A 13,944-nucleotide genomic window follows, 5' to 3' on the forward strand; every position below is an offset into this window, starting at 1 on the left:
ACGCACCCGTGGAGGGGGACTTCCCATGCCGTTCACCGTCGTCCGGTTCAACCTCGTCGACCCGCACGCGGACCCCGTCTCCCTCTCGGCGCGCTATCGCGCCGCCGTCGGGATGGCCGTCCACGCCGACGCGCACGGCGTCGACACCGTGCAGACCGAGGAGCACCACGGCGCCGCCAACAACTGGCTCCCGTCCCCCTTCGCCTTCGCGGGCGCGGTCTTCGGGGCGACGAAGAGAATCGCGGTCACCGTCTCGGCGATCATCGGGCCGCTGCACGACCCGCTGCGGCTCGCGGAGGAGATCGCGGTCCTCGACCTGCTGAGCGGCGGGCGTCTGGTGACGGTCGCGGGGATCGGCTACCGGCCGGAGGAGTACGAGGAGCGCGGGGTCGACTGGGGCCGCCGCGGCAAGCTGCAGGACCTTCTCCTGGAGACGCTGCTCGCGGCCTGGTCCGGCGAGCCCTTCACCTACCAGGGCCGTACGGTACGGATCACCCCGCGGCCGCTCACCCAGCCGCACCCGCTGCTGCTGGTCGGCGGCTCGTCGAAGGCGGCGGCCCGCCGGGCGGCCCGGCTCGGACTGCCGCTCTTCCCCAGCGCGCACCTGCCGGAGCTGGAGACGTACTACCAGGAGCAGTGCGCCGCGTACGGCACCGAGGGCTGGACGATGATGCCGGCGCGGGAGACCCCGCTGCTGCACGTGTCGGAGGACCCGGAGCGGACCTGGGCGGAGCACGGCGAGCACTTCCTGCACGAGGCCCGGACCTACGCCTCCTGGCAGTCCAAGGACATCCGCTCGGCGGTCCGCTCGACCGCGACGACGGTGCCGGAGCTGCGTGCGGAGGGGGTGTACCGGGTGGTGACGCCGGAGGAGTGCGTGGCGCTCGGCGGGGAGCTCGACAGTCTGGTGCTGCATCCGCTCTGCGGCGGGATGCCGCTCGAGGAGGGCTGGCGGAGCGTGCGGCTGTTCTGCGACGCCGTGCTACCCCGCCTCCGGGCCTGAGGCGGGGGGTGCCGGGGCGGGGCGCGGGGGCGCCGGGGCGGGGCGCCGGGGCGCTGGGGAGGGGCGCCGGGGCGGGGCGGGGCGGTGCGGTGCGTGAAAACGTACTGCCCCGGTCCGGGGCATGGGGCCTCGGACCGGGGCGGTGCGGTGCGTGAGGAGAGGGGCAGCGGGGATTAGCCCATCTCCTCCAACGCCTTGCCCTTCGTCTCCTTGACGTACCGCAGTACGAAGGGGATCGAGAGCACGGCGAAGACCGTGTAGATCACGTAGGTGCCGGAGAGGTTCCAGTCCGCGAGGGACGGGAAGCTGGCGGTGATGGCCCAGTTGGCGATCCACTGGGCGGAGGCGGCGACGCCGAGGGCGGCGGCCCGGATGCGGTTGGGGAACATCTCGCCGAGGAAGACCCAGACGACCACGCCCCACGAGAGGGCGAAGAAGAGCACGAAGACATGGGCGGCGACGAGCGCCACGACGCCCTGGGTGGTGGGCAGCTTGCCGTCGACGAGGTCGGCGGAGAAGGCCCAGGCCTCGAAGGCGAGGGCGATCGCCATGCCGACGGAGCCGACGAGGGCGAGCGGCTTGCGGCCGACCCGGTCGACCAGGACCATCGCGATCACGGTGCCGATGATGTTGATGATCGACGTGGTGAACGAGTAGAGGAACGAGCTCGACGGGTCGATGCCGACGGACTGCCACAGCGTCGCGGAGTAGTAGAAGGCGACGTTGATGCCGACGAGCTGCTGGAAGACGGAGAGGCCGATGCCGACCCAGACGATGGGCAGCAGCTTGAACCGGCCGCCGGCGACCAGCAGGTCCTTGAAGGTGGACTTGTGCTCGCTGCGCATGGCCTGGTCGATCTCGGCGACACGGCGGTCCAGGTCGACGCCGCGGCCCTCGACCTCGGCGAGCACCTCCTTGGCCTTGTCGGTGCGGCCGACGGAGATGAGGAAGCGCGGGGACTCGGGGATGGCGAAGGACAGCAGACCATAGAGGAGCGCGGGCACGACCATCACGCCGAGCATCCACTGCCAGGCCTCCAGGCCGCCGATCTCGCCGCGCTGGTCGCCGTCGGCGAGCTGCAGGATGCCGTAGTTGACCAGCTGGGAGATGGCGATGCCGATGACGATGGCGGCCTGCTGGAAGGAGCCCAGCCGGCCGCGGTAGGCGGCGGGGGCGACCTCGGCGATGTAGGCGGGGCCGATGACGGAGGCCATGCCGATGGCGAAACCGCCCACGATCCGCCAGAAGGCCAGGTCCCACAGGGCGAAGGGCAGCGCGGAGCCGACGGCGCTGATGGAGAAGAGGACGGCGGCGATCTGCATGCAGCGGATGCGGCCGATGCGGTCGGCGATCCGGCCGGCGGTGGCCGCGCCGATGGCGCAGCCGATCAGGGCGATGGCGATGACCTGGGCGAGGCCCGCGGAGCCGATGTCGTACCGCTCGCGGATGGCCTCGACGGCGCCGTTGATGACGGAGCTGTCGTAACCGAAGAGGAAGCCGCCCATCGCGGCCGAGGCCGTGATGAAGATGACGTGTCCGATGTGGTCCGGATGGGCCGAACGGCCTTCGGACGAAGGCGGTGTGGGCGCCTGCGCGGTGCTGGTCACGGGGACTCCTCGGGGCTCCGGCAGCGTCGCCGGTGCGGTGGGGGGGCGAGCCCTTCAAGTGGCGCACAACTTCACGTCGCCCACCACTTGAAGGTAAAAGCAACGTTGCAGAGACTATGCCTTCAGGTTTCGAAGTCAAGACCTGATGTCGTATGACTTGAACCGCACAGTGAGGCACGTTGGCTTCACAAGTTGAAGATGGGGTCTCTCAGCGGAGCCTTTGGCTGATGACTTTCGATACCCCGTCGCCCTGCATCGACACCCCGTAGAGCGCGTCGGCGACCTCCATCGTGCGCTTCTGGTGCGTGATCACGATCAGCTGCGAGGACTCCTGGAGCTCCTGCATGATCCGGATCAGCCGCTGCAGGTTGGTGTCGTCGAGCGCCGCCTCGACCTCGTCCATCACGTAGAAGGGGCTGGGGCGTGCCTTGAAGATGGAGACCAGCAGCGCCACCGCCGTCAGCGAGCGCTCGCCGCCCGACAGCAGCGAGAGCCGCTTGACCTTCTTGCCCGGCGGGCGGGCCTCCACGTCGACGCCGGTGGTGAGCATGTTCTCCGGGTCGGTGAGCACGAGGCGCCCCTCGCCGCCCGGGAAGAGCCGCGAGAACACCCCCTCGAACTCGCGGGCGGTGTCCCGGTACGCCTCGGTGAAGACCTGCTCGACCCGCAGGTCGACCTCCTTCACCACCTGAAGCAGGTCGGCGCGGGTCTTCTTCAGGTCCTCCAGCTGCTCGGAGAGGAACTGGTGGCGCTCCTCCAGGGCCGCGAACTCCTCCAGGGCCAGCGGATTGACCTTGCCGAGCTGCTGGTACGCCCGTTCGGCGGACCTGAGCCGCTTCTCCTGCTCCGAACGGACGAAGGGACGCGGCTGGTTGCGCGGATGCTCCGGGTCCTCGGGGAGGTCCTCTCCCTCGGCGGGCGGGGACGGCGGTACGAGCTGGTGCGGGCCGTACTCGTCGATCAGCACGGCCGGCTCCACGCCCAGCTCCTCCAGGGAGCGGGACTCCAGCTGCTCGATCCGCAGCCGCTTCTCGGCGCCGAGGACCTCGCCGCGGTGCACCGAGTCGGTCAGCTTGTCCAGCTCGGCCTTCAGGTCACGGCCCCGGGCGCGGGCGGCGTTCAGGTCCTGCTCGCGGGCGCCCTTGGCGGCCTCGGCCAGGGCACGCTCCTGCTCGGCGCGGACCAGGGACACCTCGGCGTGGGCGAGCAGCTGGCGAGCGCCCGACGCCACGGCCGCGGCCACCTCCGCCTCGTGGCGCAGGCGCGCCCGGCGCTGCTCGGCGCGGGCCCGGGCCTCGCGCTCGGCGCGGGCGGCCCGGTCGAGGGAGTCGGCCCGGCCGGCCAGGCCCTTGACCCGCTCCTCGTGGGTACGGACCTGAAGGCGGGCCTCCATCTCGGTCTGGCGCGCGTTGGAGCCGTCGATCGCGAGGCGGTCGCGCGTGGCGGTGTCGGGCTCCTCGTCCCCTCCCTCCGGGGAGCTCTCCTCGACGGCGAGCAACCGCCCGGTCAGCTCCTCCGCCTCGACCAGCGCCTTCTCCAGGGCCTCCTCGGCGCGGGCGACCGCGGCGGCGGTGCGCTCGGCCTCCCCGGCGGCGCCCCTGGCCTGCCCGGCGAGCCGGCCGAGCTGCTGGGCCACCGCCGACTTCTCCCGGTCGGCGGTCCGCCGCCGCTCGGTCAGCTCCTCGACGTGCCGTGCCGCCTCCCGGCGGCGCTCGGCGGCCGCCTCCCGGGCGGCGGCCGACTCCGCGCAGCGCACGTCGAGCTCGGCCAGTTCGGCCGCCGCCTCGTCCACCGAGGCCTGCACCTCGAGGAGGCTCGGCGCCCCGGCGGACCCGCCCTGCGCGAAGTGCGCTCCGAGCAGGTCGCCCTCGGCGGTGACGGCGGTCAGCGCGGGCCGGGTCCGGACCACCTGGACGGCCTCGTCGAGACCGTCGACGACCACGACGTCCTTGAGCAGCCGGCGTACGGCGCCCATGAGTTCCGGGGGACCGGTGACGAGGGAGGCGGCGGGCAGGACGGTGACGCCGCCGACCGTCGACCGGGCGCCGTCGGGCGAGTCGGCCGGGCGGCCGGCCCCCGGGCCGCCGCGCTCCGCGCCCGAGCCGGCGCCGGTCGGCGCGGAGGAGCCGCCGGCCGGGGCGAGGCCCTCGGCGGCGAGCGGCGAACGGGGGCCCGCCTCCCCGCGCTGCCCCGCCTGCTCCGGCTCCGCCGCCTCACCCGGCTCCACCACGCCCGCCAGCAGCAGCGACGCCCGCCCCGCGTCCTGCTTGCGCAGCAGGCGCAGGGCCTCGGCGGCGGCCGACGGGTCGGTCACGGCCAGCGCGTCGGCGGCGGCGCCCAGGGCCGCGGCCACGGGCACCTCGTGGCCCGGGGCGACCGTCAGGAGTTCGGCCGCCGGACCGAGCAGGCCCGTGAGGCCGGCGGTGCGGAGGGCGCCCGTGCCGTCCTTGCGGCGCAGGCCGAGGGCGAGGGCGTCGTGCCGGGCGCGGGTCGCGGCGCGGGCGCGGTCGGCGTCGGCGGCGGCCTCACGGGCGGCGGCGAGGGCGGTCTCCGCCTCGGCGAGCTCGCCGCGCGCGGCCTCGTACCGCTCCCCCAGCTCCGTGTTGCCCGCGTCCAGGCCGTCGACCTCCGCCTTCAGCTGCTCGTACTCCTCCTGCGCGGCGACCGCCCGCTCCTGCGCCTCGTCGCGGGCGGCGGCCAGCCGGTCGATCTCGGCCTGGGCGGACGCGGCGCGCGAGCGGGCCGCGTTGACCTGGCCGTGCAGCCGGGCCAGGCCCTCCCGGCGGTCGGCGATCGCGCGGGCGAGGTCCTTCAGGCGCCGCTCCTCGACGGCGAGGGCGCGTTCCAGCTCGGCGCGGTGGGCGACCGTGTCCTCCAGGGCGCGCTCGGCGGCCTCCAGGGCGGCCTCCAGTTCGGCCTCCTGCTCGCGGATGCGGGCCGCCTCGCGCTCCATGTCCTCGGGATCGCGGCCCCGCCGCTCCTCGGCGGGCCGGTCGGTGGCGCTCTTGACGCGCGCGTCGGCGAGCGAGACGGTGCCGCGCACCCGCTCGGCGAGCTGCGACAGCTCGTACCAGGTCTGCTGGGCGCGCTGGAGCCGCGGCGCGAGGCGGCGCACCTCGTCCTCCAGGCCGGCCTCCTTCGCCAGGGCCGCCTTCAGCTCGGCCTCGGTCGCCTGCTTGCGGGCGAGCAGCGCGGCCTCGTCGGCGACCTCGGCCTTGAGCGCCTCCTTGAGGCGTACGAGGTCGTCGGAGAGCAGCCGGAGGCGGGCGTCGCGCAGGTCGGCCTGGATGACGGCGGCACGCCGGGCGACCGCCGCCTGCCGGCCGAGCGGTTTGAGCTGGCGGTGCAGCTCGTCGGTGAGGTCCTGGACGCGCGCGAGGTTGGCCTGCATCGCGTCGAGCTTCCGCAGCGCCTTCTCCTTGCGCTTGCGGTGCTTGAGGACGCCCGCGGCCTCCTCGATGAAGGCGCGGCGACCCATCGGGTCGGCGTGCAGGACGGAGTCGAGCTGGCCCTGGCCGACGATGACGTGCATCTCGCGGCCGATGCCCGAGTCGGACAGCAGGTCCTGGATGTCGAGCAGCCGGCAGGTGTCGCCGTTGATCTGGTACTCGCTGCTGCCGCCCCGGAACATGATCCGGGTGATGGTGACCTCGGCGTAGTCGATGGGCAGCGCGCCGTCGGAGTTGTCGATGGTCAGCGAGACCTCGGCACGGCCGAGCGGGGGCCGCCCGGTCGTGCCGGCGAAGATGACGTCCTCCATCTTGCCGCCGCGCAGCGACTTGGCGCCCTGCTCTCCCATGACCCAGGACAGCGCGTCCACGACGTTGGACTTGCCCGAGCCGTTGGGCCCGACGACGCAGGTGATTCCCGGTTCGAACCGCAGCGTGGTGGCGGAGGCGAACGACTTGAAACCGCGGAGCGTCAGGGCCTTGAGATGCACGCCTGCGGACTCTACCCGGGGTCCTGGGTTTCACCCCCGAAGGTGCAGGGCACACCCTCCCCCAAGAACATGTGACACGGGGGCAGGGGGGTACGCGAGCGGCGAGCACGGGGCGCGGTGCGGCCTGCGCAAGAAAGAAGGGACGCCGAAGCGTCCCTTGCATGTCCAGCGGTGCTGGCGAGAGTGTTTCTCACCTGGCCCCTCGGGGCGCTGAGGTCTCAGGTGAGCGCAGGCTCCGCCTTGGTGACGTCGAGATCGATGCTGTCCAGCAGCGACTCTCCCTGGTGCTGAGCGGCGGCAGCCGTGAGCGCGTCGTTCTCCGACTGGATCCGTACAAGCTCGGACTCCAGGTCCTGGACGCGCTGCTGAAGCCGTCGCATCTCGGCGAGGAGTCGCGGGTCGGAGCCGCCGACGTAACCGAGAAGCGCCTTTGCCATGATGGATGGTCCTCCACACTGAGTGACCGACCGAAGCGGTGTGGGTCGTGAGGGATTCGCACCCGCGGTGCTCGACCGTGCTCTGTGTCGTGCCCGTTCTCACGCTCGAACAGCTAAGGTGCGCGGGGCTTCCAGAGTCTCACCAAAAAGTTTGACGGTCAACACGATCACGCCCTGCATCAGGGGGCCACCGGGGGGTCCGCGGCCGCACCCAGGGCGGCGGCGCCTCGCAACTCGGTGCCCGAGGGGCGTTTCGATCATCCTTACTCGCGCAGCCTGGCACGGCAAGCCCTTCTTGGCAACCACCAGGTCGTTTCCGCTTTCCCGCACGTTCCCCGAACACCCGCCCGAGACCCGTTCGGGGGCCTCGGGCGGCGTTGCGGAAGCAAGATCGCCAAGGGCGCTCAGCGGATCGCGAAGGTCTCGTAGATGCCGCGCGGGGTGTCCCAGATCTCAGTGACTCCGTCCACCCGCCCGGGCGTGTCGTCGGACCGCAGCCAGTCGAGCAGACGGTGGCAATTCTCACTCGGCCCCTCGGCCACGACCTGCACCCGGCCGTCGTCGAGGTTCAGGGCGAAGCCCACGAGCCCGCCGATCTCCAGTGCGTTTGCCCTGGTGAACCAGCGGAAGCCCACTCCCTGTACCCGGCCGCGCACCCAGGCGGTCATCCGTACGTCGTCGTCCATGGCTGCACGCTAACCGGCGAATTACGGAAGGAGCACGTCAGCCCCGCGCCTCATGGCGTACAGTCCCGACGGAATGAGGCTCACCCGGTCGGCCGAGCCCCGTTCGAAGGCGTCAACGAAAGCAAAGATCAGCAAAGATCGCAGTTCAGAGGTCAGGAGGCGGAGTACATGGGACGGCATCGCGGCACACGGCGCGGCGCGCCCGTACGCACCGGACTGCTCGGTGTCTCCGCGGCGGTCGCGGTGGGCGCGGCGGCCGTCGCCTCGGGCCTGCTGCCCGGCGGTGACACCTTCACGGTGGGCAGTACGGCCACGGCCGAGCGACACGTGGAGGCCCAGCAGGCCCCGAGCCTGACCACCCAGGGCGGCGCCTCCGCGACCCCGACGAGCCAGGGCGCCGGAAGGCCCGCGGGGAACGGCAGGCCCGCGTCCCCCTCGGCGAAGCCGAAGCCGAAGCCCTCCGCGACCAAGCCGACGCCCACCCCGACCCCCAAGGCCTCGAAGACGCCGGCCCCCGAGCCGACGCGGACGGTCCGCCGGACCGAGGCCCCGCCGGCGCCGGCCACGAAGGCCCCGGTCACCACGCCCACCACCGTCGTGCGCTCGCTGAGCAGCCGTGAGTCGGCGGCCGAGGCGGAGGTCGTGCGCCTGGTGAACCTGGAGCGCGCCAAGGTCGGCTGCACCCCGATCCACGCCGACTCCGGGCTCGCCTCGCTGGCGGGTGCCTTCAGCGCGGACATGGCGGCCCGCGGCTACTTCGACCACACCGACCCCGACGGCGCCACCCCCTGGGACCGCGCCACGAAGGCCGGCATCACGGGCCTCGGCGGCGAGAACATCGCGCGCGGCCAGGTGGACGCGGCCGCGGTCATGAAGTCCTGGATGGCCAGCGACGGCCACCGCGCGAACATCCTGAACTGCGACTACACGAGGCTCGGCGTCGGCGTCCACTTCGGCGACGGCGGACCGTGGTGGACCCAGGACTTCGGCTTCTGAGCCGGACCTCGGCTTCTGACCCGGACCTCGGCTTCTGATCCGACCTCCGCCTCCGGGCCGGGCCTCCGCCTCCGGGCCAGGCCTCCGCCTCCGGGCGGGATTCCGGACTCCGAGCCGCCCCTGATGTTCGCGAAAGCGGGGAAGGGCCCCGTCACCACTCCGGTGACGGGGCCCTTCCGTGTGCGCCGGGCGAGGGCGCGGGGGCGTCAGGCCGCGGCCTTGCCCAGGACGAAGGTGCGGGCGGTCGCGGCGACGCGGCGGCCGAGGTGCTCGGCGGTCGCGATGTCGGCCTTGTGGACGCCCTCCGGACCGAGGTCGGCCGGGGTCTGGGCGGCGGCACCGGTGAAGAAGCCGAGGCGGTTGATGTCGTTCTCGGAGGCCTCGCTGGTGTTCCAGCCGGGCTTCAGGCCGAGGTTGACCCAGGTCATGCCGTGCTGGCCGGCCAGGGTCTGGAAGAACTGCAGGGTGTGCAGCTTGTCGCCGCTCTTCGAGCCGGAGTTGGTGAAGCCGGCCGCGAGCTTGTCCAGCCAGGCGTCGCTGAACCAGCGCTTCGAGGTGGCCTCGGCGAACTGGTGGAAGGCGCCGGAGGCGGTGCCCATGTAGGTCGGCGAGCCGAAGACGATCGCGTCGGAGGCGTCCAGGAGCTCCCACTCGGCGTCGGTGATCTCGTCGACCTTGATCAGGTGGACGGTGGCACCGGCGTCGGCGGCGCCGTTCCGGACGGCCTCTGCGATGACGGCGGTGTGGCCGTAGCCGGAGTGGTACGCGATGGAGACGACGGGCGTGGTCATGAAGGGCTCCTCGGCGGTGCGACGGAACGGCAGGGGGAAACGTCGAGAAGTAGAGCACTAACTTTCAGAAAGCGCAAACCCCCACTCAGCGCGATGCACACCACAGCGCCGCCGTATTCCATAGCGCGATCGGAAGTACAGCGCTGTGGCGGAGTATGGTAGAGAGCATGACCGACGACCCGGCCCCCTCCTGCGTCGACGCCGTCGATGCCGACGATGCCCTCGACGGCGTCGACGCCCAGCGCACCTGCGACGTCTTCGACGTCTTCGCGAAGTCCTGCCCGTCCCGCGGCACGCTCGAGCACGTGACCGGCCGCTGGGGCAGCCTGACCCTGGGCGCGCTGCACGAGGGCGGCTTCCGCTTCAACGAACTGCGGCGCAGGGTGGACGGCGTCAGCGAGAAGATGCTGTCCCAGACGCTGCACGCGCTGGAGCGCGACGGCCTCGTGCACCGCGAGGCGCAGCCGACCAACCCGCCGCGCGTGGACTACCGGCTCACGCCGCTGGGCGCCGAGGTCGCCGAGCAGCTCCTCACGCTGATCCGGCTGGTCGAGGGCCGGATGCCCCAGGTGCTCGCCGCCCGCCAGGGCTACGACGCCGAGCGGGCCGAGCCGGCCGAGCCGGTCACACGGTGAGGCGCGGCGGGCGCTGGCAGCGCGGGCAGTAGTAGCTGGACCGGTTCATCCACGGGCGCCGGCGCATCGGCGTACCGCAGCGGCGGCAGGGCTCGCCCTCCCGCCCGTACGCGTCGAGCGAGCGGTCGAAGTACCCCGACTCGCCGTTCACGTTGACGTACAGCGAGTCGAAGCTGGTGCCGCCGGCGGCGAGCGCCGCGTTCATCACGTCCCGCACGTGCCCCAGCAGCTCGGCGGACCGGGGCCGGGTGAGCGTGGCCGTGGGCCGCTCGTAGTGCAGTCGCGCGCGCCACAGCGCCTCGTCGGCGTAGATGTTGCCGACGCCGCTGATCAGCGACTGGTCCAGCAGCGCCCGCTTGATCGTCGTACGGCGCAGCCGCAGCGCCGTCTGGAAGGCGGCGTCGTCGAAGAGCGGGTCCAGCGGGTCGCGGGCGATGTGCGCGATGACGTCCGGGATCCCGTCGGCGCTGTCCGGGGTGGTGTCGTGCAGGGACAGGCCGCCGAAGGTGCGCTGGTCGACGAAGCGCAGCTCGGTGCCCGCGGTGCCCGCGACGGCGTCGCGGTCCGACGGGGTGAAACGGATCCGGATCCGCAGGTGCTTCTCGTCCGGGGCGTCCTCGGGCTGGACGAGGAGCTGGCCGCTCATGCCCAGGTGTCCGAGCACGGAGGCGCCGCCGTCCGCGAGCGGCAGCCACAGGTACTTGCCGCGCCGCTGTGCCGTGCCGAAGCGCTGCCCCGTCAGCCGGGCCGCGAAGTCCGCCCCGCCCCCGAGATGGCGGCGGACCGCCCGGGGGTGCAGGACCTCGACCTCGGCCACGGTCCGTCCGGCGACCCAGCGCTCAAGACCGCGTCGGACGACCTCGACCTCGGGCAGCTCGGGCACGGGACTCCTCCGGAGATGGTTGCGGTGGCTTCTGTCGGCAGCCTACCGCCGCCCTCGGACACGCCGATGCCCCCGTCCCTGGGGGACGGGGGCATCGGGTGAAGAAGGACCGCGAAGGATCGCGGAGGGGTCAGACCGAAGCCTGCTCCCCGGTGGAATCGCCGGAAGAGGGGTCGGCGGCCTCTCCCTCGGCCGCGGCCTTCGCCGCCGCCGCGCGTTCGTCCGCAGCCGCGCGAATCGCGCGCCACGCGGACTCCGCCGCCTGCTGCTCCGCCTCCTTCTTGCTGCGGCCGGTGCCGGTGCCGTACGAGACACCACCGACGCGGGCGGCAGCAGTGAAGGTCTTCTCGTGGTCCGGACCCTCCTCGCTGACGAGGTACTCCGGAACACCCAGACCCTCGGCCGCGGTCAGCTCCTGGAGACTGGTCTTCCAGTCCAGGCCGGCGCCGAGGTTCGAGGACTTCTCGATCAGCGGGTCGAAGAGCCGGTGCACCAGCTCGGACGCCGCGTCGAGGCCCTGGTCGAGATAGACCGCGCCGATCACCGCTTCAAGGGTGTCGGCGAGGATGGACGCCTTGTCCCGGCCGCCCGTGCCTTCCTCGCCCCGGCCGAGCCGGATGAAGGAGCCCAGGTCGAGGCCGCGGCCCACTTCCGCCAGCGCACGCGAGTTGACCACCGCGGCCCGCAGCTTGGCCAGCTGGCCTTCGGGCAGGTCGGGGTGGGTGCGGTAGAGCGTGTCCGTGACCACCAGGCCGAGCACGGAGTCCCCGAGGAACTCGAGACGCTCGTTGGTGGGCAGACCGCCGTTCTCGTACGCGTAGGAACGGTGGGTCAGCGCACGCACCAGAAGGGCGGACTCGAGCTGATACCCGAGCCGCCCTTCCAGAAGCGTGTGGGACGAGGCCGAATTGACGTGGTCAGACATCGTGCCTCTCACCGGCCCCTCAGACGGAGAGGACCTGGCGCTTGTTGTAGGTGCCGCAGCTCGGGCACGCGATGTGCTGCTGCTTCGGCTCCTGGCAACGCTCACACGAAACCAGGGTGGGGACCGCAGCCTTCCACTGCGACCGGCGGTGGCGCGTGTTGCTGCGCGACATCTTCCGCTTCGGAACAGCCACGGCTACTTCTCCTGCTTCTCGTCGACACCGGATGCGGCATCGCTCATGTTGTCCTTCTCATCGGTTCCCAGCGAACCGGCGAGTCCCTGCAGTGCCGCCCAACGCATGTCGACGGCGTCATGGTGGTGGTCCGGGTTGTCGTTCAGGTTGGTTCCGCACTCGGAACACAGACCTTCACAGTCCTCCCGGCACACCGGCTGCATGGGCAGTGCGAGCACCACCGCATCGCGCAGCACGGGCTCGAGGTCGAACAGGCCGTCCTCGAGGGGGGTCATGTCCTCGTCGTCCTCGGCTTCGTCGTCCGCGGCCGCCTTGGAGCGGCCCCGGTCGTCGGAGTCGGGGTACGAGAACATCTCCTGGAAGTCCGCGTCGAGCTCCAGCTCGACGGGCTCCAGACACCTTACGCACTCCCCCTCGGCCGACGCACGGGCGGTGCCTGTGACAAGCACCCCTTCCATGACCGACTCGAGACGGAGCTCGATCTCCACCGGAGCGCCCTCGGGCACTGCGATGACCCCCGCGATCCCCAGGTCCCTGGGGGCGTCGACCGTGCGGGAGAGCCGCTGCATGGCACCAGGACGCCGCCCCAGCTCGTGTGTGTCGAACACGAGGGGGTTGCGATGGTCGAGGCGCGTGCTCAGGGCTCTTCCTGCTTTCGGGTCGTCCACATGGGGGGGCGCTGCCACGTCCGCTTCGGGAGACGAAGCAGGGCAGCATGGATCGCGGGCATGCACGCGACCGAACAGCCAGGATACTGGACGCTTCGCTCAGGGCCCAATCAGGGTCATCGACCCTGCTCGTAGCGGCGCAGCTGCTCCAGGTCGATCATGCTCGTGTCGAAGAAGCTGGTCTCGTCGAGGGCGGCGGCCTGCGGCGGCGCCGGGGGCTGCTGCGGGTAGCCGTACGGGTCCTGGACCGGCTGCTGGTAGGCGTACGGGTCCTGCTGCTGGTACGCGTAGGGGTCCTGGACGGGCTGCTGCTGATAGGCGTACGGGTCGTGGGCCGGCTGCTGGTAGGCGTACGGGTCGGCCGCGGGCTGCGGCGGGGCCGCCTGCTGCGCCGGGATCTGTACGGGCTCCGGGTCGGCCAGCTCCGCGAGGCCGGCCAGGTAGTCGGCGTCGCTGGTGTGCAGCGGGCTGCCGGCCGCGTCCTGGGCCGCCATGTGCTCGCCGAGGGCGTCGCTGGCGATCCGGCCGTGGAGCTTCTGCCGGCCGCGGCCGACCGCCTCCAGGGTCTTGCTCAGGACCGCCTCGAAGGCGCCCAGCTTGGTGTCCACGTAGGCGTCCGCCCGCTGGATCAGGGTCTGCGGGTCCGCGCTGTACTCGGGGGCGTCCTCGTCGCCGTACCCGTCGGCGTCCAGGCCCGGGCCGCGGCCGAGCAGCTTCTCGCGGCCCCGGTCGACGGACGCGATGGTCTTGTTCAGCACGACCTCGAAGTTGGCCAGCTTGGAGTCGACGTAGTCGTCGGCCTCGGCGCGGATCTCCTCGGCCTCCCGGCGGGCCTCGGCGAGGATGCGCTCGGCCTCGTCCTGGGACTGGCGGGCGACCTGGCTGTCGGAGACGATCGAGCCGCGCTCCGCGTGGGCGGCCTCGATGATCCGCTCCGCCTCCTGGCGGGCCTGCTCGACCATGAGCTCGCGCCCGCCGAGCAGTTCCTGGGCCTGGGCGAGGGAGCCCGGCAGGGCCTCGCGGACCTCGTCGAGCAGGGAAAGCAGCTCGGCCCGGTTGACCACGCAGGACGCCGACATGGGCATGGAGCGGGCGTTCTGGACCGTCGCGACGATCTCGTCGAGCTTCTTCTGCACGTCCACCGGTGCTCGCCACTCTCTACAGCTGGATGGAGACGGAC

General features: G+C 72.2%; 13 protein-coding genes. 3 read left to right on the forward strand and 10 right to left on the reverse strand.

What is annotated here, in order from left to right; translation table 11 throughout:
* Positions 1–25: 25 nt before the first annotated feature.
* Positions 26–1,003, forward strand: coding sequence for an LLM class flavin-dependent oxidoreductase (locus ACIGXE_RS22100; RefSeq protein WP_399749903.1), 978 nt, complete (start codon positions 26–28; stop codon positions 1,001–1,003).
* 173 nt (positions 1,004–1,176) lie between these two features.
* Here the strand turns inward: ACIGXE_RS22100 and ACIGXE_RS22105 are convergent, their stop codons facing one another.
* The 4 genes from ACIGXE_RS22105 to ACIGXE_RS22120 form a co-directional block, all read right to left on the reverse strand.
* A complete protein-coding gene (locus ACIGXE_RS22105; protein ID WP_399749905.1) occupies positions 1,177–2,610 on the reverse strand; it encodes a sugar porter family MFS transporter in 1,434 nt (477 codons plus the stop codon).
* Positions 2,611–2,818: 208 nt separating this feature from the next.
* Positions 2,819–6,550 (reverse strand): AAA family ATPase, encoded by a 3,732-nt coding sequence (locus ACIGXE_RS22110; RefSeq protein WP_399749907.1) that lies wholly within the window; start codon positions 6,548–6,550, stop codon positions 2,819–2,821.
* A 218-nt stretch (positions 6,551–6,768) separates the two neighbouring features.
* The gene (locus tag ACIGXE_RS22115; protein WP_399749909.1) at positions 6,769–6,987 is read right to left on the reverse strand and encodes a hypothetical protein; all 219 of its coding nucleotides are present in this window, start codon (positions 6,985–6,987) and stop codon (positions 6,769–6,771) included.
* 404 nt (positions 6,988–7,391) lie between these two features.
* A complete protein-coding gene (locus ACIGXE_RS22120; protein WP_382548017.1) occupies positions 7,392–7,673 on the reverse strand; it encodes an acylphosphatase in 282 nt (93 codons plus the stop codon).
* 168 nt (positions 7,674–7,841) lie between these two features.
* On the opposite strand from ACIGXE_RS22120, the gene ACIGXE_RS22125 reads away from it, so the two are divergent.
* The gene (locus ACIGXE_RS22125) at positions 7,842–8,669 is read left to right on the forward strand and encodes a CAP domain-containing protein (RefSeq protein WP_399749911.1); all 828 of its coding nucleotides are present in this window, start codon (positions 7,842–7,844) and stop codon (positions 8,667–8,669) included.
* A 206-nt stretch (positions 8,670–8,875) separates the two neighbouring features.
* Here the strand turns inward: ACIGXE_RS22125 and ACIGXE_RS22130 are convergent, their stop codons facing one another.
* Positions 8,876–9,460 carry a flavodoxin family protein gene (locus tag ACIGXE_RS22130; RefSeq protein WP_399749913.1) on the reverse strand — a complete coding sequence of 195 codons (585 nt, stop codon included), beginning with the start codon at positions 9,458–9,460 and terminating at the stop codon, positions 8,876–8,878.
* Between the two features lie 167 nt (positions 9,461–9,627).
* Between ACIGXE_RS22130 and ACIGXE_RS22135 the strand changes: the two genes are divergently transcribed.
* Positions 9,628–10,095, forward strand: a complete 468-nt coding sequence (locus tag ACIGXE_RS22135; RefSeq protein WP_399749915.1) for a winged helix-turn-helix transcriptional regulator — start codon at positions 9,628–9,630, stop codon at positions 10,093–10,095.
* Here ACIGXE_RS22135 and mutM read toward each other — a convergent pair.
* The 5 genes from mutM to ACIGXE_RS22160 form a co-directional block, all read right to left on the reverse strand.
* Positions 10,085–10,978: a bifunctional DNA-formamidopyrimidine glycosylase/DNA-(apurinic or apyrimidinic site) lyase gene (mutM, locus tag ACIGXE_RS22140; protein ID WP_399749916.1), complete on the reverse strand. Its 894-nt coding sequence runs from the start codon at positions 10,976–10,978 to the stop codon at positions 10,085–10,087. The two genes, ACIGXE_RS22135 and mutM, sit on opposite strands and share 11 nt — an antisense overlap.
* A 130-nt stretch (positions 10,979–11,108) precedes the next feature.
* The gene (gene rnc / locus ACIGXE_RS22145) at positions 11,109–11,903 is read right to left on the reverse strand and encodes a ribonuclease III (RefSeq protein ID WP_399749918.1); all 795 of its coding nucleotides are present in this window, start codon (positions 11,901–11,903) and stop codon (positions 11,109–11,111) included.
* 19 nt (positions 11,904–11,922) lie between these two features.
* Positions 11,923–12,096 (reverse strand): 50S ribosomal protein L32, encoded by a 174-nt coding sequence (gene rpmF / locus ACIGXE_RS22150; RefSeq protein WP_030496967.1) that lies wholly within the window; start codon positions 12,094–12,096, stop codon positions 11,923–11,925.
* Positions 12,097–12,098: 2 nt separating this feature from the next.
* Positions 12,099–12,665: a YceD family protein gene (locus ACIGXE_RS22155; RefSeq protein ID WP_399749920.1), complete on the reverse strand. Its 567-nt coding sequence runs from the start codon at positions 12,663–12,665 to the stop codon at positions 12,099–12,101.
* A 215-nt stretch (positions 12,666–12,880) separates the two neighbouring features.
* A complete protein-coding gene (locus ACIGXE_RS22160) occupies positions 12,881–13,906 on the reverse strand; it encodes an ATP synthase F0 subunit B (protein ID WP_399749923.1) in 1,026 nt (341 codons plus the stop codon).
* Between the last annotated feature and the right edge of the window lie 38 nt (positions 13,907–13,944).

The sequence above is a fragment of the Streptomyces sp. NPDC053431 genome (assembly GCF_044544925.1).
GTDB lineage: Bacteria > Actinomycetota > Actinomycetes > Streptomycetales > Streptomycetaceae > Streptomyces.